Here is a 23,771-nt window from a genome sequence, read left to right on the forward strand (position 1 = left end):
CAGGACACGACCGGTCTCCGGTCGCGGAGTCGGGCACCCGAGCCCGGAACCACCCCATCCCCGCCCCACCCCTGACGCCACACTGGAGGCACCCCCAATGCAGGACACCATCGCCCGGCTGCGCGCCAAGAAGCAGGACGAGGGCTTCACCCTCATCGAGCTCCTGGTTGTCGTGGTCATCATCGGCGTGCTCGTCGCGATCGCCGTCCCCGTGTACCTGAACTACCGCCAGGGCGCGGCCGACAAGTCGGCGCAGTCCGACGTGCGCGGCGCGGTCAGCGCGATCGAGCAGTACTACACGGACAACGGCAACGCCTACGCCACCACGCCGACCGCGAAGCAGGTCGCCAGCTTCAACCTCGGCGCGGCCACCGGCACCACCTCGCTGGTGACGCTCTCGGACAAGACCGAGATGACCTACGTCGGCACCGTCAGCTCGTACAAGGTCTGCGCGACCAACACGGGCGGCAGCGGCAAGATCTACCTCTACGACAGCACCAAGGGCGGCTCGGTCACCGCGCCGACGCCGGCGATCAGCCTCACCACCTGCTCGTAAGCAATTTCCTCAGCGCCACTCGGGTGGTGCCGCCGTCGGGCGGCACCACCCGGCTCCCGCCCACGCCGACCAGACCGAGGAGGACCGACCATGCCGCAGCCGCTGCTGCTCAGCATCGTCGGCCTGCTCGGTCTCGCCGTCGGTTCGTTCCTGAACGTCGTGATCCACCGGGTGCCCCGGGGCGAGTCCCTGGTCCGACCCGGCTCGCACTGCCCGCACTGCGGCAACCAGGTGCGCAACCGGCACAACATCCCGGTGCTCGGCTGGCTGCTGCTGCGCGGCCGGTGCGCCGACTGCGCAGCCCCGATCAGCGTCCGCTACCCGCTGGTCGAGGCCGGCACCGCGGCGCTGTTCGTCGCCGTCGCGGCCAGGTTCGGCTGGTCCTGGGAGCTGCCCGCGTACCTGTATCTCGCCGCCGTCGCGATCGCGCTCGCCGCGATCGACCTGGACGTGCTGCGCCTGCCGGACCAGATCGTGCTGCCGTCCTACACCGTGGCGCTGGTGCTGTTCCTGCCCGCGATCATCGTCGAGGACCACTGGGGCGCCGCCACCCGGGCTCTGATCGCGGCCGCCGTGCTGTGGATCGTCTTCGAGATCATCAGCCTGTTCGGCATGGGCCGCGGCGACGTCAAGCTGGCGCCCCTGCTCGGGCTCTACCTCGGCTGGCTCGGCTGGAGCTGGGTGGCCATCGGCACGTTCGCCGCGTTCCTGCTCGGCGGGCTGGTCGGCGTGGTGCTGTTGCTGCTCAAGGTCGCCGGTCGCAAGAGCCGCATCCCGTTCGGCCCGTACATGCTGGCCGGCGCGTTCCTGGCCGTGTTCGCCGCGGCGCCGATCGCCGACTGGTACGCCGCCCTGCTCACCCCCACCGCCTGATCGAGGAAGGAAACCGATGGCTAGCGTCAATCCGATCGGGCTGGACATCGGCTCGTCGTCCATCCGCGCCGTGGAAGTGCGCCGCGCGAAGGACGACTACACCCTGACGAACTTCGGTCAGGTGCCGCTGCCGCCCGGCACCGTCCAGGCCGGCATCCTCACCGACCCGGTGGCCGTGACCTCGGCGCTCAAGCAGCTCTGGGCCGCCTGCAAGTTCGACACCAAGCAGGTGCTGCTCGGGGTCACCAACCCCCAGCTGGTGGTCCGCGAGATGGCGGTCTCCAACCTGCCCGCCAAGGAGATGCGCAAGTCGCTGCCGTTCCAGGTGCGCGACATGCTGCCGCTGGCGGTGGACCGCTCGCTGCTCGACTTCCGCCCGCTCGAGGAGCCGGGCGACAACCCGACCGTCCGCGGGCTGCTCATCGCCATGCCCAAGGACGCCGTCATGGCGCTCATCCAGGCGGTCGAGAAGGCCGGCCTGCACGTGGTGAACGTGGACCTGGCCTCCTTCGCCCTGCTGCGCGCCGCCTCCCGGCTGGACGCCCAGGTGGAGGCGATCGTCGACATCGGCGCCGAGGTGACCAGCGTGGTCGTGCACGCCGACGGCGAGCCGCTGATCGTCCGTACCGTCCCGCGCGGCGGCACCGAGATCACCGAGAGCATCGCCACCCGGCTCGGCATCACCGCGCCCGAGGCCGAGGCCCTCAAGTGCCGCTACGGCCTGCACGGCGACGGCCGCCCGGACTCCGACGCCGCCGCGGCCGACGCGATCCGCCCGCTGATCAACGAGCTGCGCAGCTCGTTCACATACCTCGCCTCGGGCGAACGGCAGAAGCAGGTCACCCGCGTCTCGCTGTGCGGCGGCTCGGCCCTGATGCCCGGCCTCGCCGAGCACATCCAGCAGCAACTCGGCGTCCAGGTGATGTACGCCGACAGCGCCGGCCGGCTGCGCGACACCCGCAAGGCCCGCCAGCGCGGCTTCGACAGTTTCCTGCCGTCGGCCGCGGTGTCGATCGGCCTCACCCTGGGAGCGGCAGCCTGATGGCGACCACCCTGATGCCCCTGGACCCGGCGGTCTCCCCGCAGCGGGTGACCCGGCTGCTGACCATCTCCGCGAGCCTGTTGCCGGACGAGATCATCGCCGCGCGCCGGGCCCGCCGTACCCGGGCCTGGGTGATCGTCGTGGTCATCCTGGTCGCCTGCCTGCTCGGCGGGTTCTTCTACCTGGTACGCCAGGACACCCGGGCCGCCGACGACGAGCTCACCGCGGCCACCGCCGAGGTGGCCGACCTGCAGCGCGCCCAGCGGGTCTACGGCGAGGTAGTCGACGTGCAGAACGACACCGCCACGCTGTCCCGGCAGCTCAAGACGGCCATGGCGAGCGACCTCGACTGGGCCTCGCTGCTGGAGCAGCTGCGCTCGATCGGCGAGACCGCCGGCGTGACGGTCGTCGGGATCAACGGCGCGCTGCAGGACGCCACCATGACGACGGCCGGCACCGCGTTGCCCAGCACCAGCGCCTCGGTGGCGATCGGCTCCGCGGTGGTGACCGGCACCGGACCGGACAAGGGCGCGGTGGCGGCCTACGTCGACGCGCTCGCCAAGCAGTCGGTGCTGGCCAACCCGTACCTGACCAACGTGACCTCGACCGAGGGCAGCGCGACCTCGACCGAGGAAAGCGTGACCTGGACGCTGCGGGTCGACATCACTCAGGCGGCGCTCTGCGGCCGGTTCGGCGACAAGTGCGAGACAGGGGGCAAGTGATGGGTGCCCGTCATGCCGACCGGCTCTGGATGATCGCCGGCGCCGCGGTCATCGTGCTGCTCGCCGTCGTCAGCTGGTTCCTGCTGATCAACCCGGAGAAGACCGAGACCGCCGACCTCAAGGCGCAGACGGAGACCGCGCGCGCCCAGGCGGTGGACATCCGCAAGCGGATCGCCACGCTGAAGAAGCAGAAGTCGAACCTGACCAAGCTCAAGGCCACCCTGGCCGGCTATCAGGACGCGCTGCCGTCGGACTCCGGCGTGCCGGCGTTCCTGCGCCAGCTGCAGGCCTCGGGCACGGACCTGAACGTGGACGTCAGCGGCGTCACGGTCAGCACCCCGGCCGAGCTGAAGGACCTGCCCGGCGTCTGGGCGCTGCCGATCCAGCTCACCGCGGAGGGCTCGGCCGACGATCTCGGCACGTTCCTGGACGAGCTGCAGGGCGCCGACCAGAAGCGCGCCGTGCTGATCGAGTCGGCCAATCTCACTTCCCCTCAAGAGGAGACCGAATCCGCCGATGGTGCCGAGAAGATGAGCGTCAGCCTCGCGGTGAAGGCCTTCGTGGCCCCGCCGGTCGGCTCCGGCGCGCCGACCGTCACCACCGACTGAGCGGACGTGGCCATGGCTGTTAGGAAAGACGACGGCTTCACGCTGGTGGAGGTGCTCACCTCGCTGGCGGTCATCGGCGTGGTGCTGAGCGCGGTCACGACGTTCTTCGTGCGCTCGATGGTGACCATCGACGTGCAGGGCGCCCGGCAGGCCGCCATCCAGGTCGCCGCCGACTCGATGGAGCAGCTGCGCCAGGTCGCGGCCGCGGACGTGGCCGGCTGGCTGAGTGCCCAGTCCGCCACGCCGACGGTCATCGTCAACTCGCTCACGTACAACCGGCTGTGGACCTCCGGGGTGACCGTCACCGACCTGCTCAACGTCACCGTGAAGATCACCTGGCGGGCCAAGAACTGCCCGAGCGCCGGCTGCACGTACGCCACCAGCACCCAGATCAGCACCGCCTCGCGCGAGCCCGTCTTCAACTCGGCGACCGGATCATGAGCCGCTCGCGGGCCGCCGGTGACGCCGGCTTCTCGCTGGCCGAGGTGCTGGTGAGCATGGCGGTGATGTCGATCGTGATGGCCATCGCCAGCTCCGGCTTCTACACCATGTTCCACACCAGCGACACCGCCGAGACCACCGCGGCGGCGCAGGCGGAGCTGCAGGCCACGTTCAACAAGCTGGACCGCGAGATCCGGTACGCCTCCCGGATCAGCGACGGCTACGCCGACAGCACCACCTTCTACATCGACTTCGTCTTCCTCGACGACGCCGGCGCCAACCAGTGCGTCCAGCTCAGCCTGCCGAAGGCCGGCGGCACCATGAAGCGCCGCCAGTGGCCGCTGCAGGGCACCCCGTCCGGGTCCGGCACGGCGGTCGCCAACAACCTCGTCTCGGCCCGGCTGGACACCAGCACCCCGAAGCAGGTGATCAACCCGTTCCTGCTGGCGGCCAGCGGTGACGGTGGCAGCGTGATGGACCGACTCAACCTGCGGGTCAACAGCGTGGTCGGCCAGGACGTCAGCAAGCAGGGCGTCCGCGAGTACGACCTGCAGTTCACCGCGATGAACACGCTGGCCCGCGCCACCTACCCGCTGGCCTGCACGCACTGATGGACGCCGGCAAGGTGGAAGGCGCGATGCAGACCCCGGACGGCGCGTGGCGGGTCGAGATCGTGCGCCGCCACCGCACCCGGTGGTACCGGATCGTGCACGGCGAGGACGTGCTCGACTGGCTCTCCATCGCCGCGGTCGAGCGCATCCTCGACGAGGCCGGCGTGGACCGGCACCTGCTGACCGAGGTCCGGATCGACCCGGGCCGCCTGACCCGGCCGCGGCGGGCAGGCTAGGGGATCTGCCAGACCGTCGTCGGGCCGGCGGTTGTCGGGCACGCCAGGTACTGGCCGCTCGCCGTGCAGCCGTACGGCGCCCCGGTCTGCATCGAGCCGACGGTGCGCGCCGTGCCGTCCCCCTCGTTCGCCACCGCCACCCAGGTCCGGCCCGGGGCGTCGCTGTCCTCGCGCAGCTCCAGCCGGCCGATCGTGAGCGTGCGGCCGAGCTTGCGCCGCACCGCGCCGGTCCGCGCGTCGAGGATCGCCGACTCCGGGACCTCCTGCTGGTCGTAGGCGAGCAGCAGGCCGTTGCCCCGGGCGAACGCGTTGCTCCAGGCCGGGTCGGACCAGCGCACCGAGCCGTCGCTCGGGTCCAGCCCGCTCACCCAGCGGGTGTCCGAGATGCAGAGCACCGGCCCGCAGTCGTGCACAAAACCGGTCGGGCCGCCCTCGGTGCGCCAGCGCCGGGTCAGTTCCGGCAGCCCGTACGCGGTCAGCGAGGCCACCCCCGCGTCCCGCCGCGACATGTAGAGCTGGTCGCCGGAGACGGTCACGCCGACGAAGCCCGCCTGGAACGAGCCGTCCAGCTGATCCGGCAGGTGCACCCCCAGCTCCCCCTCGCCCAGCACCGACCCGTCGGCGAACCGCACCGTGGTGACGTGCCCGTCGACCCCGAGCGCCACGATCCGGTCGGGGTCGGCGGTGAACAGGTCGTCGTTGAGGATCTCGCCGACCCCGTCGACCACCCGGCGCCAGATCGTCGCGCCGGTGCGGGCCGAGACCAGCCGCAGCTCGGTGCTCCCGTCCTCGGCGTCGGTCCGCAGCAGCGCCCTTCCCCGGCTCAGGGTGATCACCGTGGCGCCGGATTCCTCGAGGTGCCACAGCACCTTGCCGTCGGCGGCGTCGAGGAACGTCATCCGCGGGGCGGAGCCGGAGCGGGCCAGCAGCACCCCGCTGTCCAGCGTCAGGTTCTGTACGTTCTGCGGCAGCGAGGTGGCCCAGAGCTGCTCACCACCCGGCAGGGCGTACCGACGGATACCCGACTCGCTGTCCGGATTGGCGCCGAAGCCGGCGGTGTAGAGCGCGTCCGTCCCGAGGGTGAACGCCGCGGCGGCCGTGCCGCCGGCCGCCAGCACCGGCCGCATCGTCCGCGCCGGCGGCCCGGCCGCGGTGAGCGTGACCAGCACGGCGACCAGAACGGCGAGCACCAGGACCGGGCGCGGGGCGCCGAGCCGGGCCCGCCCGGCAGCCGCTCCCGGCGCCGCGCGCGGCGCCGCGTCAAGATCGATCAGGGGTACGGCGTCGGCCACGCGTTCAGCATGACGGGGGAAAGCGACCATGGGTACGGTCCGCTGCTCCTCATCACTGTGAGTAGGCTGCCGGTATGTCCTACACGGTGCCGCCGACGCGGACGGCCGCAGTCGTCCAACAGCTCCGTAACGAGATAGTCACCGGGGAGCTGCCGCCGGGCACGCTCATCAAGGACGCCGAGCTGGCCGCACGCCTGGGCGTCAGCATCACCCCGGTGCGCGAGGCCATCGCCCAGCTCTCGGTCGAGGGCCTGATCGACATCGCCCCGAACCGGACCCGGCACGTCACCCGGGTGACCCAGAAGAACGCACTTGAGCTGATCGATGTGATGGGCGTGCTGGCCTGCGCGGGCTTCGAGTGGGGCGTGGAAAACCTGACCGCCACCCACATCGACCTGATGCGCCAGCGGCAGAAGGAGTTCGTCGAGGGGCTGCGCACCGGCAACGTGCTGGCGGCCGGCGCGGCGGGCGCCGACTTCAGCACCATCGTCATCCTGGCCAGCGGCAACCGCGAGCTGCAGTCCATGGTCGACCTGGTGGTGGCGCGCACGCTGCGGATACTGGCGATGGGCGCGGAGAGCAACCTCTGGGAGGTCTGGATCACCGGCCACGACGAGGTGCTGGCGCAGATCGAGTCCGGCGACACGGTCGGCGCCGTGGAGCGCTACCGGCAGATCTACGCCGACTTCCGCACCCTGGTGGAGCAGTCCCTCTTCGCCGAGTAGCGGGTCACCCCTCCCGCAGCCGCGGCAGCAGCGGACCGAGCGCGTCCAGGCCGGCTCGCCGTACGGCATAGCGGGTGATCCCCCACCGCTCGCGGTGGGCGCGCACCGCCGCGACGATCTCGTCGGCCGTGCCCACCAGCACGAACGGCACCTGCCGCAGCTCGTCGACGCTCATCCCCAGCCGCCCGGCGTGCTCGGCGAGGACGGCGCCGGCATCGTCAGTGACCTCCACCAGCTGCACCAGCGCCTCCAGCGTCGCGTCGCCGCCCGCCCGCGCGAGCCCGGCCTGCGCGTCGATGTCGGCGAGCCGCCAGCGGGCCTCGTGCTGGTGCCCGTCGGACTTGGTGCGGCCGAACCCGGTCAGCCCGACGATGTCGGCGTGCTGGCCCGCCCAGCGCAGCAGCCGCGAGTTGGCCGTGCCGACCAGCAGCGGGATCCGCTCCTGCACCGGGCGCGGCTGCTCCAGCGCCGCGTTGAGCATGGTCAGCTCGGGGGTGGCGACGGTGACCCGCTCCCCCGCCAGCAGCCGGGTGGTCGCCGCCGCGACCGCGATGCACCGGTCGACCCGGCCGCGCACGCCGGGGCGGACCTGGCCGATCGCGTCCCACTCGGCGGGGGTGTGGCCGGCGCCGAGGCCGAGCAGCGCGCGGCCGCCGGAGACCACGTCCAGGGTCGCCACGTCGGCCGCCAGCAGGATCGGCTCGCGGACCGCGGCGTTGGCGACGTACGACCCGAGCCGGATGGTCGTGGTGACCGCGGCGGCCGCGGCCAGCGCCACGAACGGCGCCGCGCAGGAACCCGGGTGGTCCGCGGCGAGCAGGGTGTCGAAGCCGGCCGCCTCCGCACGCCGGGCAAGGTCGAGCCAGTCGGCGGCGTTGTCGGGCTGCGCCTGGAGCGCGAAGTCGGCCATGGCGCGATTCTGGCCCGGCCGCTCCGGCGACGACGGCCCGCGGCGGCGGGTTTCGCTGTCGGCGTACCCGCCGGATGGCGGGGAGTTCCCGCCGGTTGGCGCTCGTCGCCGGGGCCGGCACCGCCCATCCTGGTGACAGAGGTCACCCGCCGGTGATCTCCTCGACACCGGAAAGGCCTGCTCATGACGTTGTCCGTGGAGTTGACGCCCCCACCGTTCGACCCGGAGCTCGGCGCCGCCCTGCCGGCCATCACCGAGCTGCTCCCGGCCGCGCTGACCGCGGACCTGATCCCCGCACTGCGCTCGGCCGGCCCGCTCGGCAGCCCCACCGATGACGACCTGCGCCGCGACGGCCGGTTCACCGTGACGCAACGGCAGGTGCCGGGCCTGGACGGCGACCCGGACATCTCGCTGCTGATCCTCACGCCGACGGCCGCCACCGGCACTCTGGGCTGCGTCTACTTCACCCACGGCGGCGGCATGATCATCGGCGACAACCGCACCGGCGTGCTCGAGGCGCTGGACTGGGCCGAGGAGCTCGGGCTGGTGGTGGTCTCGGTGGAGTACCGGCTGGCCCCGGAGACCCCGCACCCCGGCCCGGTCAACGACTGCTACGCCGGGCTGCTCTGGACCGCCGGGCATGCGGCCGAGCTGGGCTACGAGCCGGGCCGGCTGATCGTGGCGGGCGGCAGCGCGGGCGGCGGTCTCGCGGCGGCGCTGGCGCTGATGGCCCGGGACCGGGGCGGACCCGCGCTGGCCGGGCAGCTGCTGATCTACCCGATGCTGGACGACCGCAATGACACGTTCTCGTCCCGGCAGATGGCCGGCCGGGGCATCTGGGACGCCACCGCCAACAACACCGGCTGGACGGCCCTGCTCGGGGAGGCGCGCGGCGGGCCGGATGTGTCCCCGTACGCGGCGCCGGCCCGGGCGACGGACCTGTCCGGTCTGCCGCCGACGTTCATCGACGTGGGCTCGGCGGAGACGTTCCGCGACGAGGACGTGGCGTACGCGTCCCGGATCTGGGCCGCGGGCGGGCGCGCCGAGCTGCACGTCTGGCCCGGCTGCTTCCACGGCTTCGACGCGACGGTCCCGCAGGCCGCGATCTCCCAGGAGGCGCGGGCCGCCCGCGTCCGCTGGCTGCACCGCGTGCTGGACGTCTAGCCTCGGGGCATGAAGGACCTCGCCGTCCGGCTGGCCGCCCTCGACGCCGACGCCGGCGCGGCCCTGCGGGTCATCGCATACTTCGACAGCCTGGTCGAAGCGCGCGCCGGGCTGCAGTCGATCGTGCGGGGCGCGGCGGTGCTCGCCGACTGCCCGGCCCGCCTGCGCGACGACGAGCGCCGGGTGCGGATCCGGGTCACGGAAACCGGGATCAGCGCCTGGCAGGACGGCGCGGCGGCACCGGACTGGATGTCCACCGCGGCCGGCTCGGCGACGTTGTGGCTGGAGCGGGCCGGCCCGCCGGGCCCGGTCGAGGCGATGATCCTGGAACGGGCGGCGGGCGCGGCCCGGGCGGTCCTGGACCGGACCCGCGGCCGCGCGCCCGCGGCCGACCCCGCGTCGGCCGAGCTGATCGTGGACGCGGCGGCTCCTCCGGACGTACGCCGGCAGGCAGCGCGCCGCCTGGGGCTGACCGGATCGGCGTACGTGATCGCCCGGCCCGCGGAGCTCCAGGTGCGGTCCGGACCGGTGCCGGAGCTGCCGGGGCGGGCCGGGATCGGCCCGGCCGTCGAGATCCTGGAGCTGCCGGCCTCCTGGGCGGCGGCGAAGGTGGCCCTGCGCTTCGCGGCGGAGGGCACCGACGAGGACCCGGGCCCGCGCGTGGTGCACGCCACCGAGCTGGGCACGCTGGCTCTGCTCGCCGAGGTGGGCGACCAATCCGCGGCGCCGGACGTCAAGGCGCTGGAGCACGCGGCCGCGGCGGCGCCCTGGATGCTGACGACCCTGCACACGACGGCGGCGAGCACCAGCCTGCGCGCGGCGGCGACGGCGTTGCGGGTGCACCACTCGACGCTGCAGGACCGGATCACCCACGCGGAGCAGCTGCTCGGCTGGAACGTCCGCGAGCCGCAGGGCCGGCTGCGGCTCCAGCTCGCCCTGGCCCTGCGCCGCTTGCACCGGCACCCGTGATGCGGCTCCAGCGCCTGACCGGTGCCCACGCGACGGCGGTGCTCCGCTTCGAGCAGGAGAACCGGGAGTGGTTTGCCCGCTCGGTGCCGGACCGCGGCGACGACTACTTCGCCACCTTCCCGGACCGCCACGCGGCCCTGCTGGCGGAGCAGGACGCGGGCGACTGCCACTTCCACGTCCTGATCGACGAGGACGGCGCGGTGGTCGCCCGGCTCAACCTGGTGGACGTGGCGGACGGCCAGGCGGAACTGGGCTTCCGCGTCGCGCAGCGGGCCGCGGGCCGGGGCGTCGCGACCGCCGGGGTCCGGCAGATCTGCGCCCTGGCCCGCACCGGTTACGGCCTGCGCCGCCTGATCGCGGACGCGGACCGGGACAACGCGGGATCGCTCACCGTGCTGCGCCGTACGGGATTTCGGCCGGTGGGCGCGGTGCTGCTGGCCGGCCGCCCCGGCATCCGCCACCGCCGCGACCTGATCGAGCCCTGACACACGGCACCGCATCGCCTCGCGCCCAGCCGTGGTCACCGCGCACGAATCGAGTAGCGCCGATGGACTGTCGGTGATCCGACACCTCCGGCGGGCCGGCCGTCCCGACGCCACCCCGCATCCCGGCGAAGCGGAACTAAGCTTGCGAACCGGTGTCACGTTCCGTTGAATGGACGTTACTCAGCCAGTGACCCCGGCGGCGGACGGTGCCGGGGAGACGGGAGAACATGGATGAGCTCAGCACCCGCCGACGAGGAGCCGCTCCTCATCGACGTGTCACAACTCCCGCTGGCCGAGCTCCTGGAAAGCGCCGATCCCGCCATCGTCGCGGCCGCTCGCCGCATCCTGGAAGGCCTGCCCCCCGCCACATCCGATGATGTCGTCGCGGGATTCCAGAGCGCAATCTGACACCGTCCCGGGGGGACAATGCCGAAGGAATGGCCTCTGACGGGACTCGACCGCGCAGAACTCGCCGCCGCCGGCCGGCGCCCGGTGCCCTTCCGGCAGTTCATTCTCAAGCTGACCAGCGGCTGCAACCTGGCCTGTGACTACTGCTACATGTACACGATGGCCGACCAGGAATGGCGGACCCTGCCGCGCGTGATGGCCCCGGCGGTGGTGCGGCAGTCGGCGGCCCGGATCAGTGAGCACGTCAGCCGGCACGGCCTGGACCGCGTCGAGGTCGTGCTGCACGGCGGCGAACCGATGCTGGCCGGCGTGGCCCGCCTGACCGAGGTCACCCGGGTCATCCGTGCCGCCGTCCCGGCGACGACCGCCGTCGACTTCGTCATGCAGACGAACGGCACCCTGCTCGACGACACGGCGCTGGCCGGCCTGACCGCGGCCGGCGTCCGGATCGCGGTCAGCATCGACGGCGACGACCGGCACCGCCGCGGCCCGGACGGGGCTTCGAGCGAGGTGGCCCTGCTTCGCGGCATCAAGCTGCTCGGATCCGGGAAGCACCGCGCCTGGTTCGCCGGCATCCTCTGTGTGGTCGACACCGCCCTGGAGCCGGCCGCGGTCTACGCACGACTCTGCGCTCTCGACCCGCCGATGCTCGACTTCCTGCTGCCGCACGCCACCTGGTCACGGCCCCCGCCGGCCCACTCCACCGCGGCGGCGCCCTACGGCCGCTGGCTCGCCGAGGTCTTCGACCTCTGGTACGGGTCCCGGTCCACCCGGCCCGGCATCCGCCTGTTCCGCGAGATCATCCACCTGATCCTCGGCGGTCGCAGCGCCTCGGAGCAGATCGGGCTCAGCCCGGCGGCGCTGGTCGTGATCAACGTGGACGGTCGGCTGGAGCAGGTCGACACCCTGCGGGCCAGCTATCCCGGCGCCCCCGCCACCGGCATGACCGTCTTCGCCGACGATCTGGAGGCGGTGCTGGACCACCCGGCGATCGTGGCGCGCCAGCTCGGCATCAGCGGCCTCTGTGACACCTGCCGCGCCTGCTCCCTGGTCGAGGTGTGCGGGGGCGGGCACTACGCCCACCGGCACCGGCCCGGCCGGGGTTTCCTGAACCCCTCCGTCTACTGCGCCGACCTCGCCTTTCTCATCCGGCACGTCCGGGCCCGGATCGGGCGGGACGTCGCGGTCCTCGCCGAGGTCGCGGGGTGACAGCTGTCATCAAGCTCTCCCGCCCGTCGCTGGACGCCCTGGCCGCGGGCGGCGCCGACGCCGCCGGCCTGGCCACCCTGCGGTCGGCCCAGCTGAGCCGGCACCTGCTGCTGCTGCGGCTGCTCGTCGAGCAGACCCCCGAGCGCGACGACGTCCGGCCGGCCATCGAGCTGCTCCAGGAGGCGCAGCGGGCCGACCGGGAAGCCGCGGAGCTGGTGCTCGGCTACCCGTACGTGGGCGCGACCCTGACGGCCGCGATCCGCAGACTGCGCGCGCGCGACGCGAGCCCGACATCCGCCGGCACGCTGACAGCGGTCGCCGCCGCCGCCGGGATACGGGCCGGTCTCGACTTCACCGTACGGGTGCCACTGCCGGACTCCTCGGACGTGCTGCACCTGCCCACGGTGGGGTCGGCGCGGGTGCGACCCGGCGGGCCGGAGAACCCGATCACGGTCACCCGGCTCCACGACCGGGTGACCGTCGGCGAGGTGGAGCTTCCCGGTGATCCGGAGCTGGACGGCCCCGGCTGGCAGGGACTGCGGAGCCTGGATCTCTCCCCGGGGCGGACGGCCCTCGACGACCTGCACGCCCAGCGCACCCCGGCGACCGTGGCGACCGCCGACCGGCTGGACCCGGCCGAGTTCGAGCGCTGGCGCCGGCTCTTCCGGGAGGCCGTGCAGAGGCTGAGCCGGCGCCACGACGGCTGGTCCTGGCAGACGGCGTCGCTGCTGCGGGCCGTGACCCCGCTGCCGCCCGGCCCGCCGGGCCACGGCATCAGCTTCACGTCCCGGGATGCCTTCGGCGCCATCTGCCTGACCTGGCCGGGTGACCCGGAGTTGTGCTGCTCGACCATCGTCCACGAGCTGCAGCACGGAAAATTCAACGCCTTGCTGGACGTCGTGCGCCTCGTTGACGACGAGGGCGAGCAGACTGAGTACGCGCCGTGGCGCGACGATCCGCGTCCCCTGACAGCGTTGACGAACGGGTGCTACGCCTTCCTCGGCGTGACCACCTTCTGGGCCGCGGAGCAGACCTCCGACTCGGGCGACCAGCGCCGGGCGACATACGAGTACGCCCGTGCGCACCTCCAGGTGTCTCGAGTCATCGACACCTTGTCGGACAGCAAGGGGTTCACCGTGGACGGCCGGCGGTTCGTCGCGGGTATGCGTACCGCGTTGGAGAAGTTGCCCGACCCGGCCGGACCCGGCCCGGCCTACCGGATCGCCCGCCTGGTCTCCGCCGAGCACCACATCAACTGGCGGCTGCGCAACATCCGCGTCGACTCCCGCTTCACCACGGCCGCGGCGGGCGCGTGGCGCGCCGGGCAGCCACCTCCGGCGATCCCGCCCGGTGCGGTCGCCCCCGGCCGGGACCGGTTCACCGAGGGCGCCCGATCCCGGCAGTGGAGCGCCTGGGGCCGCCGCCCCGAAGAGCTGGCCTCGCTCCCCTGGCCGCAGGCTTCGGAAACCCCCGAGTTGGTGCGCGCGGCCGACCAGCTCCTGGCGGTGGGCGACACCGCCGCCGCCGCGGAACGGTACCGGGCAGCCCTCCTGCTCGACCCGGCAGCCGACGACGCCTGGGTCGGCCTCGCCCTGGCCCGGCGATCACACGCTGACCGCGACGCCCGGGTCTGGCGGGAACGGCCCGAGCTGCCGAAGGCTGTCTGCCTCGCCCTGCTCGACGGCGACGGCGAGCCACCCGACCCCGTGGAGCTGGCCGGTTGGCTCGCCGTTGCCGTTCGTTGACCGGATCAGGTCGGCGGCGGCTCGATGTCGGCCTCGAGCCGGCGCTGAGCCCGCGCGCTGAGTGAGTCCGGGTGGTCGGCGCCGAGCGTCGCATCAAACTGCTGAATCACCTCGGCGTGCATGGTTCCCCCGGCCGCCTCCCGCCCGGTGAGGATCAGGTTCAGCGCGTGGTTGTGCTTGACGCCGAGCGTGTACGGATGCATCGGACCCCGGACCTGGGGTTTGTTGGACCGCTGCAACACGGACTCGGTGAGGCGGTAGGCGCCCTCGTAGTCGCGCCCGGCCGCCATGTCGTTGCTCAGGTTGGTGGCACAACAGAGCACGTACGGATGCTCCTTGCCCAATTTGGCATCCAGCGCCGTCAGCACCCGCTCGTTCATCTCCCGGGCCTGCGCGACCTCGCCCAGGTGCCGGAGGACGATCGCGTAGTTCGCCTGGCAGACGAAGTTGAACGGGTGGTCCGGGAAGCGGGCCTGATAGAGCGCGACGGCGGTTTCCATGTGGTGCCGGGCGCTGTGGAGCTGCTCGCGATCCGGATTGCCGTCCCGCAGGGCGTTGCCGAGGCTCATCCGCGCCGACAGCGTGTTCTCGTGGGATTCGCCGAAGAGCGTCAGGTAGGCCTGGAAGTTCTGCTTGGCCAGTTCCAGGGCCGGCTCGTAGCGACCGAGCTTGCGGAGCAGGGTGGCGACGGTGCGGCGGCCCAGGATGACGTCCGGGTGGCCCGCACCACGCACCGCCTCGTGCAGCGTCAAGGCGTCCTGCTGCACCTTCAGCGCCTCTTTGTACTCGCCGCGGCCGTAGAGGTCACGCGCCAGGTTGCTGATCGCGAACAGGGTGAACGGGTGATCCGACCCGTAGCCCAGCGTGCGCAGCCGCACGGACGACCGGTCGAGCTCCTCCGCCTCCCGGAAGCGGCCGAGCAGCCTGAGGTCGACCGCGTAGTTGTTCGCCGTCCGCAGGGTGGCCGGGTCGTCGTCGCGCAGGATCCGGCGGTGCCGCGCCAGGTTGGCCTCGTCGAGGTCGTGCGCGGCCTGCCAGTCGCCGGTGGCGCGCAGGTCGGCGCCGAGGCTGTTCGCCGTGGCCAGGGTGTGGTCGTTGTTCTCACCCAGGGTCTCCCGGAACGCGGCCAGGATCTCCTCGTCGATCGACAGCGAGAGATCCGAGTTGCCGAGCGCCCGGACGATGTTCGCCTGGTGCCGCCGGGCGACCAGGGTCAGCTCGTCCTGCGGGCCGAAACGGTCGTGCCAATCGGCCACCACGGCCTCGGCGAGCTCGTTGCCGCCGCTGTAGTCACCGGCGAGATAACGGAACCGGATCTGGTCGAGCACCAGCGTGCGGACGTCCCGGTCGTCGGAGGTGACCGCGCCGGAGGGCACGATGTGCGGTGACAACTCCGCGTGCCGGCTGGACGCGCTGATGTCCACCTCGTCGGGGTTCCCGGGGTTCGCCAGCGCCAGGATCCGTTGCGCCTTCGCCGCGCCGACGAACTCGCTCGTGGCGCCGCCCCGGGTGCGCAACAGAGCCTGCACCAGCCGGTGCAGCTGGAACCGATCGCGGGCCTGGTCGAACCGGAGCAGCTCGTACCGGTCGATCTCCCGCAGCTCACGCCGGATGGTGCTGCGGTCGAGCACCACGCGCGACAGCTGCGGCGGCAGATCCCGGACCAGGCGGCCCCACCAGAGCATCTCCACCGAGATCGGCTCGGGTCCGAAGTGCGAACACAGCTGCAGCAGCTGGGTGGCCGCGGTCGACCGCTCCTGGAGCTGGTCGTAGGAGACACCGAAGCTCGCGGCCACCGGTCTCGGATAGGTCGACTGTGGATCAACGTCGCCGAGCAGCTCCACCTGGTGGTCGTAGCGCCGGAGGTATTCCGCCGCCGAGAGCTTCGTCTCGCCGTGCCAGGCGGCGGCCTGGTTGACGGCCAGCGGCAGGTCCTCGACCAGCGCCGCGAGCCGGTCCGCGTCCTCCTCGGTGAGGTGCGGCGCTCGCCGGCGGATCAAGGCGATGCTCTCCGGCCGGGCGAACACCCCGACCTCGAGCTGCGCTCCCACCAAGGCCCACCGGCGGTCCCGGGAGGTGATCAGGACGTGGCCGTGCCTGCTGGGCTTCGGGAGGAAGGCGGCCAGCCGTTCCGGGTCGTCGGCGTTGTCATAGATCAGCAGCCAATTCGATTTCGCCGAGCCGGCGGCGAGCTTCACCAGCACATCGGCCACGGCCTTGGCCGCGTCCAGCATCTCCGGCAGCTTGAGGCGCTCCCGCAGGGCGATCAGCGACCGGCGGACGTCGGCCGGATCCTCGGCGGGGATCCACCACACCGCGTCGTAGGCGTAGCCGTAGCGGTGCGCGTATTCGTTCGCGAGCGCCGTCTTGCCGACCCCGCCGAGGCCGAAGATCGCGCGCGGGATCAGAACGGCGGCCCGGCCGCGCGTATCCAGCAGTTCCTGGCGGAGCTCCCCGAGCATGTCTTTGCGCCCGGTGAAGTAAGGGGTCCGCCGGGGCACTTCCCAGACCTCGGCTCGCGGCGCGTCTCGTGGGCTGTCGTGGATTGCCGTGGCCGGTTGGCCGGAGGTCGTCACGACGGGGTCTCCCTCTTCTATCGATGGTGCGGCGATCACGGCGGCGATAGCCGATGGGGCGGGCGAAGTCTCGTCCAGCGCATTCTGCCCGGATTCCGGGCTTTTCCTCAGCATTTTGGAGATAATGTCCGCTTTTTCGGCGTAGGTACCGCCGAGAGCGCGCAGCACGTGCACCGCCACGCGGGCAAAGGCGCGATTCCGCAGAACGTGTTCGAGCCCGTCCTTGCCGGCGGTCAGAATCGCCAGGAAATCGACACTCGATTCCCGCTGAGAGTCGATGATCTTCCATACCTGGTGCAACACCCGGACGGCCTCGCCCCGGCTCAGGCTGCTGAGCAGGACCGGGCGGACACCGTCCTGGAACTCGAACTCAGCCTCTCCTTCCGGCGCCTCGGAGAACTGCCGGTCGACCAGGCCGCTCAACAGGACCTCGGCGAGGTGGGCGGGGCGGGGATCGTTGAACATGGCATGTTGCACCAGCCTGATGACCGGCAGCTGGAGGGGGGCCGCGGCGAGCAACGCGGCCAGCCGGAAAGCCTGCGGTGAGGCAGCCGCCCGGAAGCGCCGCACCCTGGTGCGGACGTCGACCGCGATCTCCGCGCTGTCGCTGGACCAGATGTCCGAGGCCGGTGTGGACCGGGCGAGCGGGCCGCCGGTGAACAGCGCGACGCCGTCCAGCCAGCTGCCGCTGTCCCCGGCCACCAGCCGGGACCACTGCGACATGGCCAGCCCGGTCATCTCGACGATCGGGATCGGGGTGCCGACCGCGCCGGACGACCGCAGCGACGACTTGCCGATCAACCGGTCGAACGGCTGCCAGTCGAGCACCGCGTTGCTCGTGACGGGCACGGAGGAGCGCCACTTGACCTGTTCGAACCGCGGTGCGCACCGGGCCCACAGCCGCTGCGGCAGCAACTGCACGACGGCGACCGGGTGGACGGCCGCCCACCCGCCCAGCAACGCGGAAGCCCGGCCGTCGCTCCAGGCCGCACCGACACAGTCGCTGATCACCAGGACCGCCCGGCGGCCCACCGCGCCGATCAGCTCCTTGGGATCCCGGCCGCCTGAGGCCTCCGGCGTCTCGCCCCGCAGGGTCAGCCGACACCCGGCCGGCGCCCCGGTGTCCACCCGCCACACCCGGATGGTCCGGAAGACCCCGGCCTCGTTGAGGACGGCGAGAAAGTCGCGGACCGTGCGATGCCAGACCGGGCCGGAGCCCGCATCGTCGACGACCACCGCCAGATCCAACCATCTGTCCCGGGACGGGACCAGTACGGGAGACCACAAATCGGCATCAGCGGCCTGGCGCACCGTCGCCGACTCGTCCATCTCCACATCGGTCAACGACCACGTGGTGCGTTTCAGTGGCCGCAGCGCCCGGGCCAGCGACGCCTTGACCAGCGTCGGAGCGCCGGCGACCCGCATCGGCACGGCGCCGTCCGGCGCGAGGTGACCGATCGGATGGGGCCGCAGGTCCGCGACCCGGTCGGGAGATCGCGACGGCGGCCGCGCCGACGGCACCTCCCGAAGTGGAGGGTGGTCGTGCTCGGTGGCCGGCAGCGGCGGGTCGGGCTCCCGCTCCCCCTCGGCCGACGTCTCCGACGGTTCCGGCGAGACCGGCTCCAGGTGCCGGGCCATCCAGCAGATCTCGGCTAGTTCCTCCGCGTTGAGGTCAAGGCCCGCTTCGCGGGTCGCCCTGATGAAGCCGTCGAGAAACGTCATGAGGATCTACGATCCGGTGGACGGGCCGAGGTCATGGAACAGCCGCTTGACCATCCGGAGTCTTTCCTCGGAATCGGGCTGCAGGCCGGACATCGTGAGGTAGGCCGCGTTCAACAGCTGATCGGTCGCCAGATCCACGACCTCGCGCCGCCGGGTGAACAACTCGAGCACGTCGGTGGAGTCCTGCAGGGCGGCGTCGCCGAGCTGGTTGGCGACGATCCGGGCCAGTTTGCGGGCGTCCGGCGGCGGGATCGTCACCCGCACGCAGCGCCGCAGGAACGCGGGCGGGAACTCACGCTCGCCGTTGCTGGTGATGACGACGATCGGGAACGCCCGGCATTCCACCATGCCGTGCTCGACGTCCGCCCAGCCGTTCGGATCCGCGGTGAGCACCCGCGCGATGCCGTCCTCGGACTGCCGGCTCAGCTCGGGCATCGGGAACTTGCCCTCCTCGAAGACGTTGAGCAGGTCGTTCGGCAGATCGATGTCGCTCTTGTCAAGTTCGTCGATCAGCAGGACCCGCGGCTTGTCCCGGGCGACCAGCGCCGTGCCGAGCGGTCCGAGCTGGATGAACTTCCCGATCTCGGGTACGGCGGCGGCCCCGTTCGCGCGGGCCAGGCTGGCGTCCTGCAACCGCCCGATGGCGTCGTAGCGGTACAGCGCCTCCTGCAACCGCGAGCGACTGGTGACCGGCCAGTACAACAGCGGGCCGAGCTTCAGCTCCTGCGCGATGCTGCGGGCCAACGAGGACTTCCCGGTGCCCGGTTTCCCGGTGACGAGCAACGGCCGGCGCAGCAGCAGAGCGACGTTGGCCATCTCGATGGCCTCGCGCTCGGGAAGGTACATCGCGCGCCGTACGCCGTTCGGCGCGCCGCCCCCGGCCGCCGGCACGTCGGGCACGAAGTGGTCGAGCACCCGGCCGCCGAAGGTCCGCCACGGCGGCGGGTCCGGCAGCGCTGCGATGCCGTCGTGTTCCTCACCCGTACCCCGATAGATGAACCGCACCTGTGCCTCGGTCATGAACCGTTCCCCCCTCTGGAGAGTGGTACGCGCAGCCGGGAACGGGGCCGGTAGGCCTCGGGAATGCGGTCGGCGTCGTCGAACAGCAGGCTGGCATGCCGCCCGGGATGATCGACGGAGACGTCCTGGAGGGCGGCAAGCCGCATCTTGAAGATGTGGTCGACGATGCGCGGCGCGCCCCCGTCGGAATCCGCCGCGGTCAGCACGGCATCCTCGATCGCCGCCGCGTGGCACGGCTCGCGACTCCACACCACCACCGGCGCGCCGCCGTAGAGCGCCGCGGTGAAGCCGTCGGCGGCAAGACCGTTGCTGTACGGAACCGGGGTCTTCATGATCACGGCGACCGGTGGCTCGCCGGCGAGCAGCGCGCCCCGCAACGCCTGCGCCTCGGGCTCACTGTGCCCGGAGATCGTCCGGAAGGCCGTGGCGCCGGCGAGCCGGCCGTGGTCCATCAGCCATTGCCACTTCACCGCCCACTGGCCGTGCAGGTTGAGATCCTCGAGCCGGTCGAGGCTTCTCAGCACCAGCGGGCGGCTCGTGCCGATCTCGTGCGGCAGCACCTCGTCGATGCGCCACTGGTCGACCGGGAGCGTCACGAGCGACCGCGGCAGATACACCTCGATGACCAGCTCCTCCACCTGTTCGTCCAGGGAGGAGGGCAGCGCGCGGAGGTGGAAGTAGAGCTGCTTGACCACGTCGTCCAGCGGGGCCGAGTCGTCCGCGCTGTACATCGGCTGCTCGGGCTCGTCGCCGTGCTGCGCCCAGATGCTCAGGAAGAACCGCTCCGCGGACATCTTGTCGGCGACCAGCTGCGCCGCGAAGTAGAAGGTCCGGATGCTGTGCAGCCGCAGCCGGGTTCTGCTGCACAGGGAGTCGACCTCGTCGCCGTTGCGGTAGCCGAGCCGGTGGCTGACGTCGTCCATCCAGGAGTGCAGGTCGGCGGAGAGGCCGGCCGGCACCCGGTGCCCCACGTGATCCACGAACGTGAACATCGACGGAAGGCGATCGGGGCTGGCCGCGATCGACTCGATCCGGCGGATCATCGACGGCAGGCCCGGCGGCTCCGCCCAGCCACCGTCGGCCGTGACCCGTGCCGCGTACCGGTAGGCGGTTCTCAGCACGGCGAGGTCAACCTCCTGCAGCATCTCCTCGAGACGGTCGCGTTCGCCGATCAACAGGGGACGCCCGGGATCCAGCAGCTCGACGATCTCCTCGATCTCACTGGTCAACTGGCTGTCCGAGTGGAACGACTTGACGATGACCCACAGCTGGCGGATCGCCCCTGGATACGCATAGCACCGCTCGACCAGTTCAAACACGTCCGAGAAAGGATCGGGATGGCGTTCGGCGTGCAGGACCGCGGGGACCTCTTTGCTGAGCTGCCGCACGTACATTTCCCGGCGTCCCGGCTCGGTCATTCCGGAGAGCTGGACGAGAAGATCACACAACTTTTTCTGCGCCTGGAAAGGGGGTGCGCCGCCAGCGATCCTTCTGTCGGTCAACGCCTCTCGCCCGCCTTCCGCCTCCCGTTCGCCGGTACGCCACCCGACGAGACGAACGGCGCGGCAATATCCGCAGTCCAACGACCGCGAACGCCATCCGTCACCGACAGCGTTGAACTCACGCGTCGTGACGCGCTGGTGACTACACATTTCCGTTCACCCGCCGCCGTGTCAAACCGAGAGCCCAGCCCTCAGCCGGGCCCGGCCCGGCGCAGGATCTCCAGGACGCCGCGCAGCTGATCGGATTCGCCTTCGTGCAGCACCAGCAGCTCGCCCAGCTCGCGCAGGCCGGCCGGGCGGGTGCTCATCGCCCGGACCACCGCGACCGTGTCGCCGTAGGCGTTGCCAGCTCTAGGGATCCGGGCGGCGAGCCGGTCCGGCAGGTCGTTGATGAGCGCCTGGCGACGCCGCGGATCGGTCAGGGTCGGCAGCGTGAGCAGCGCCGTCACGACCGGCGCCAGCCTGGCGATCGGCAGGGCCGCGGCCGTCGGCGGAGTAGATCTTGTCGGATAATTGTCGGCGTTCGAGGCCGGCAGCCGCCGCAACAATGCCCTTGTGTAGGCCGCGGCAGCCCATGCGGCATACCGCTGCCATTCGTCATTCTTCCGCACCCCGTAGTCGGACGCCGCGCGAATCATCCACCAGTCCACCGACTGCAGATACGCGGTCTCGGAGACGCCGTCGCCCTCCATGTCGAACCCGATCAGGCGGTAGGCCGAGGCCAATCGGTCCCGCTCCGCACCACTTCTGATCAACTTGCCCCCACTGCCCAATCGTCCATAATGGACAAGAGGCTGCCCGGGCCGGCGGTGCGGCTGCACGGGATGCGGCACGAACTCGTCCGATTCCTCGTCGACGTAGACGACGTCGGTGGCCGGATCCGGCCGCCGGTACTGCCGCATGGCAGGTCCGCGGCCGCGCAGGAATTCCTCCCACGGCCGGGCGCCGGACTCCTCCTCGGTGCGCAGCCGGGCGACCGCACGCTTCAGCCGGGCCGAGGGCAGCGACGCCTGGCGCCGCAACTCCTCGCCGTCGGCGTAGACCCGCAGGTGGCCGTACGGCACCACCCCCTCGCTCGCGACCAGGATGTCCCCGAGCCGGACATGCCGGGAGGGGTCGCCGGGGGCGGGAACACCGAGGGCGATGCCGCACATGATGATCACCTCGACGCCCCAGCTGCGCTCCATGTTCGTGCAGGCGTTGGCGGCGGCGATCCCGGCGTCCTCGGTGAGCACGGTGACGACGATCCGATGGGGCCGCCCGGGGGCGAGGCTGGGCAGCGTGCCGGCGTAGTAGACGGATTCGTCGCGGCCGTCGGGGGCCTCGACCTCGACGACGTCGTCGAGCATCTGCAGCACGGCGAAGCACTCGACCGGCAGCGCGGTGACGATGCCCAGCGCCGGGCCCGGCTCACGGTCAGTCGCCATCGCCGGCGCCCACCCGGAGGTCCGCCTGCACGGCGAACTGGATCATCAAGCCGACGACGACCACCAGTTCGACGACCGACAGCATGATCAGCAGCGGGGTGCGCGGCCCGATCGTCAGGAAGGCGATGATCGCGGTCAGCCCGGACATGCCGAAGAGGAGGAGCTCCACACCCAGCTGCATGAGCTTGCGCGCCCGCCGGCCGGCCTCGGCACGATGCACGGCCTCCCAACCGAAGATCGGCACGCCGTCGGGCACCAGATCCGCCATCCGGGGCGCGAGCCCGTGGCGGATGTACCGCCCGATGGCCGAGACCTTCTGGTCGTTCATGAGATAGGTCCACCCCAGCACCAGGCACACCGGCGGCAGAAGCAGCAGCACTCCGGCGCCCCCGATGCCGCGGAACGAGGCTGCGGTGGTCGCGGCCATCGCGGCCAGGGTGGCGTAGATCAGGTTGTCCCGCACCCCGATGCGCTGCCGCTGCTCCTCCTTGAGCACGTGGAACTCGGCGAGCAGAAGCTGTCCAGCGCTGAGTTCCACATCCCGAGCCGCATCCGCCACGCGTCCTCCCAGAGTTCGGTGAACCCATGGTTACCGATTGCGACAACAGTCGCACTCCACGAACGGATGGTCCGCACAAAATCGGAGGCGGACGCCGACGACAGCAAAGGCCCGGACGTCAGTCCGGGCCTTTCGCAAGGGTGGAGCTGAGGGGACTCGAACCCCTGACCCCCACACTGCCAGTGTGGTGCGCTACCAGCTGCGCCACAGCCCCTTGCCTGCCCCCGGGGTGTCCCGGGCACTCACGGAATAGTACACACCACCCGGCCCCCCGCGTGCGGAGGGGCCGGTCCGCGTGTCAGTTCAGCGAGACGTCCGGCGGGAAGTGGGCCACCGCCGCCAGGATGTCGCCCTGGCGGCGCAGGACCATCGCCCACAGGTCGTCCGGGCGGTTCACGAACGGGTCCCCCGGCAGCGCGTCGAAGACGAACCAGGAGCCGGCCGCGATCTCCTCCTCGAGCTGGCCCGGCGACCAGCCCGAGTAGCCCGCGAACACCCGGATGCCCGCCACGCTCTCCCGGAGCCGGTCCGGGTCGGCCGACAGATCCACCGTGCCGAGGGCGCCGGCCACCTGGTGGAAGCCGGTCACTCGCTTCTTCACCTGCGGGCGGGTGCGGGCCAGGCAGATCGCCGACTCGGGCTGCACCGGGCCGCCCTCGAAGAGCACCGCCGGGTCGCCGGCCAGCTCACCCCAGTTGCCCAGCACGTCGGCCACCGGCACCTCGGTCGCCCGGTTCAGCACCACGCCCAGCGCGCCGCCCGTCTCGTGGGCCACCAGCAGCACCACGGTGCGGTCGAAGTTCGGGTCCTTCAGGGTCGGGGTCGCGACCAGCAGTTGCCCGGTCATCGACTCCATTGACCGACCTCCGATGCGCTGCTCTTCACTGAACACGGCAGCCCCACCTTCGCCCCAGGAGGCCATCGGTCAACGCCATGCTTGGACATTAGCCTGCGATTCCAGCCACCGAT

General features: G+C 71.7%; 23 protein-coding genes and 1 tRNA gene. 15 read left to right on the forward strand and 9 right to left on the reverse strand.

Annotated elements, in window-relative coordinates:
• Window positions 1–97: 97 nt before the first annotated feature.
• From ACIBQZ_RS10320 to ACIBQZ_RS10355, 8 genes are all read left to right on the forward strand, one after another.
• On the forward strand, window positions 98–556 hold the full coding sequence (locus tag ACIBQZ_RS10320) for a prepilin-type N-terminal cleavage/methylation domain-containing protein (RefSeq protein ID WP_396088229.1): 459 nt from the start codon (window positions 98–100) through the stop codon (window positions 554–556).
• Between the two features lie 90 nt (window positions 557–646).
• The gene (locus tag ACIBQZ_RS10325) at window positions 647–1,429 is read left to right on the forward strand and encodes a prepilin peptidase (protein ID WP_396088231.1); all 783 of its coding nucleotides are present in this window, start codon (window positions 647–649) and stop codon (window positions 1,427–1,429) included.
• A 16-nt stretch (window positions 1,430–1,445) separates the two neighbouring features.
• Window positions 1,446–2,471: a type IV pilus assembly protein PilM gene (pilM, locus tag ACIBQZ_RS10330; protein WP_396088232.1), complete on the forward strand. Its 1,026-nt coding sequence runs from the start codon at window positions 1,446–1,448 to the stop codon at window positions 2,469–2,471.
• Window positions 2,471–3,193 (forward strand): hypothetical protein, encoded by a 723-nt coding sequence (locus ACIBQZ_RS10335; protein ID WP_396088233.1) that lies wholly within the window; start codon window positions 2,471–2,473, stop codon window positions 3,191–3,193. The genes pilM and ACIBQZ_RS10335 overlap by 1 nt, the downstream gene beginning before the upstream one ends.
• On the forward strand, window positions 3,193–3,801 hold the full coding sequence (gene pilO / locus ACIBQZ_RS10340; RefSeq protein WP_396088234.1) for a type 4a pilus biogenesis protein PilO: 609 nt from the start codon (window positions 3,193–3,195) through the stop codon (window positions 3,799–3,801). Before ACIBQZ_RS10335 ends, pilO begins: the two co-directional genes overlap by 1 nt.
• Before the next feature lie 12 nt (window positions 3,802–3,813).
• Window positions 3,814–4,242: a prepilin-type N-terminal cleavage/methylation domain-containing protein gene (locus ACIBQZ_RS10345; protein ID WP_396088235.1), complete on the forward strand. Its 429-nt coding sequence runs from the start codon at window positions 3,814–3,816 to the stop codon at window positions 4,240–4,242.
• Entirely contained in the window at window positions 4,239–4,853 is a 615-nt protein-coding gene (locus ACIBQZ_RS10350; RefSeq protein WP_396088236.1) for a type II secretion system protein J, read from the forward strand. The genes ACIBQZ_RS10345 and ACIBQZ_RS10350 overlap by 4 nt, the downstream gene beginning before the upstream one ends.
• A 26-nt stretch (window positions 4,854–4,879) precedes the next feature.
• Complete coding sequence (locus ACIBQZ_RS10355) at window positions 4,880–5,089, forward strand: hypothetical protein (RefSeq protein ID WP_396088237.1); 210 nt, start codon at window positions 4,880–4,882, stop codon at window positions 5,087–5,089.
• Here the strand turns inward: ACIBQZ_RS10355 and ACIBQZ_RS10360 are convergent.
• Window positions 5,086–6,381 (reverse strand): PQQ-binding-like beta-propeller repeat protein, encoded by a 1,296-nt coding sequence (locus ACIBQZ_RS10360; protein ID WP_396088238.1) that lies wholly within the window; start codon window positions 6,379–6,381, stop codon window positions 5,086–5,088. The two genes, ACIBQZ_RS10355 and ACIBQZ_RS10360, sit on opposite strands and share 4 nt — an antisense overlap.
• A gap of 74 nt (window positions 6,382–6,455) precedes the next feature.
• Here ACIBQZ_RS10360 and ACIBQZ_RS10365 point away from each other — a divergent pair, with 74 nt between their 5' ends.
• The gene (locus ACIBQZ_RS10365) at window positions 6,456–7,106 is read left to right on the forward strand and encodes a GntR family transcriptional regulator (protein WP_396088239.1); all 651 of its coding nucleotides are present in this window, start codon (window positions 6,456–6,458) and stop codon (window positions 7,104–7,106) included.
• 4 nt (window positions 7,107–7,110) lie between these two features.
• Here ACIBQZ_RS10365 and ACIBQZ_RS10370 read toward each other — a convergent pair whose 3' ends face one another.
• Complete coding sequence (locus ACIBQZ_RS10370; protein WP_396088240.1) at window positions 7,111–8,016, reverse strand: LLM class flavin-dependent oxidoreductase; 906 nt, start codon at window positions 8,014–8,016, stop codon at window positions 7,111–7,113.
• A gap of 183 nt (window positions 8,017–8,199) precedes the next feature.
• On the opposite strand from ACIBQZ_RS10370, the gene ACIBQZ_RS10375 reads away from it, so the two are divergent.
• The 6 genes from ACIBQZ_RS10375 (at window position 8,200) to ACIBQZ_RS10400 (ending at window position 13,996) form a co-directional block, all read left to right on the forward strand.
• Complete coding sequence (locus ACIBQZ_RS10375; RefSeq protein WP_396088241.1) at window positions 8,200–9,180, forward strand: alpha/beta hydrolase; 981 nt, start codon at window positions 8,200–8,202, stop codon at window positions 9,178–9,180.
• 9 nt (window positions 9,181–9,189) lie between these two features.
• A complete protein-coding gene (locus tag ACIBQZ_RS10380) occupies window positions 9,190–10,149 on the forward strand; it encodes a helix-turn-helix domain-containing protein (protein WP_396088242.1) in 960 nt (319 codons plus the stop codon).
• Window positions 10,149–10,634: a GNAT family N-acetyltransferase gene (locus ACIBQZ_RS10385; protein WP_396088244.1), complete on the forward strand. Its 486-nt coding sequence runs from the start codon at window positions 10,149–10,151 to the stop codon at window positions 10,632–10,634. The genes ACIBQZ_RS10380 and ACIBQZ_RS10385 overlap by 1 nt, the downstream gene beginning before the upstream one ends.
• A gap of 231 nt (window positions 10,635–10,865) precedes the next feature.
• Entirely contained in the window at window positions 10,866–11,042 is a 177-nt protein-coding gene (locus ACIBQZ_RS10390; RefSeq protein WP_396088245.1) for a hypothetical protein, read from the forward strand.
• Between the two features lie 18 nt (window positions 11,043–11,060).
• The gene (locus ACIBQZ_RS10395) at window positions 11,061–12,251 is read left to right on the forward strand and encodes an FxsB family cyclophane-forming radical SAM/SPASM peptide maturase (RefSeq protein WP_396088246.1); all 1,191 of its coding nucleotides are present in this window, start codon (window positions 11,061–11,063) and stop codon (window positions 12,249–12,251) included.
• Window positions 12,248–13,996, forward strand: coding sequence for an aKG-HExxH-type peptide beta-hydroxylase (locus tag ACIBQZ_RS10400; protein WP_396088247.1), 1,749 nt, complete (start codon window positions 12,248–12,250; stop codon window positions 13,994–13,996). The genes ACIBQZ_RS10395 and ACIBQZ_RS10400 overlap by 4 nt, the downstream gene beginning before the upstream one ends.
• A 5-nt stretch (window positions 13,997–14,001) precedes the next feature.
• Here the strand turns inward: ACIBQZ_RS10400 and fxsT are convergent, their stop codons facing one another.
• The 7 genes from fxsT to ACIBQZ_RS10435 form a co-directional block, all read right to left on the reverse strand.
• The gene (gene fxsT / locus ACIBQZ_RS10405) at window positions 14,002–18,294 is read right to left on the reverse strand and encodes an FxSxx-COOH system tetratricopeptide repeat protein (protein WP_396088249.1); all 4,293 of its coding nucleotides are present in this window, start codon (window positions 18,292–18,294) and stop codon (window positions 14,002–14,004) included.
• A gap of 6 nt (window positions 18,295–18,300) precedes the next feature.
• A complete protein-coding gene (locus tag ACIBQZ_RS10410) occupies window positions 18,301–19,314 on the reverse strand; it encodes an AAA family ATPase (protein ID WP_396088250.1) in 1,014 nt (337 codons plus the stop codon).
• The gene (locus ACIBQZ_RS10415; RefSeq protein WP_396088251.1) at window positions 19,311–20,966 is read right to left on the reverse strand and encodes a hypothetical protein; all 1,656 of its coding nucleotides are present in this window, start codon (window positions 20,964–20,966) and stop codon (window positions 19,311–19,313) included. The genes ACIBQZ_RS10410 and ACIBQZ_RS10415 overlap by 4 nt, the downstream gene beginning before the upstream one ends.
• Before the next feature lie 41 nt (window positions 20,967–21,007).
• The gene (locus tag ACIBQZ_RS10420; protein WP_396088252.1) at window positions 21,008–22,243 is read right to left on the reverse strand and encodes a hypothetical protein; all 1,236 of its coding nucleotides are present in this window, start codon (window positions 22,241–22,243) and stop codon (window positions 21,008–21,010) included.
• Window positions 22,233–22,802: a hypothetical protein gene (locus tag ACIBQZ_RS10425; RefSeq protein ID WP_396088253.1), complete on the reverse strand. Its 570-nt coding sequence runs from the start codon at window positions 22,800–22,802 to the stop codon at window positions 22,233–22,235. Before ACIBQZ_RS10425 ends, ACIBQZ_RS10420 begins: the two co-directional genes overlap by 11 nt.
• 141 nt (window positions 22,803–22,943) lie before the next feature.
• Window positions 22,944–23,016, reverse strand: a tRNA-Ala gene (locus ACIBQZ_RS10430).
• Window positions 23,017–23,100: 84 nt separating this feature from the next.
• Window positions 23,101–23,658, reverse strand: coding sequence for a YqgE/AlgH family protein (locus ACIBQZ_RS10435; protein WP_396088254.1), 558 nt, complete (start codon window positions 23,656–23,658; stop codon window positions 23,101–23,103).
• Window positions 23,659–23,771 lie beyond the last annotated feature (113 nt).

It is taken from the genome of Actinoplanes sp. NPDC049599 (assembly GCF_044465625.1).
In the GTDB taxonomy this organism is placed as follows: domain Bacteria; phylum Actinomycetota; class Actinomycetes; order Mycobacteriales; family Micromonosporaceae; genus Actinoplanes.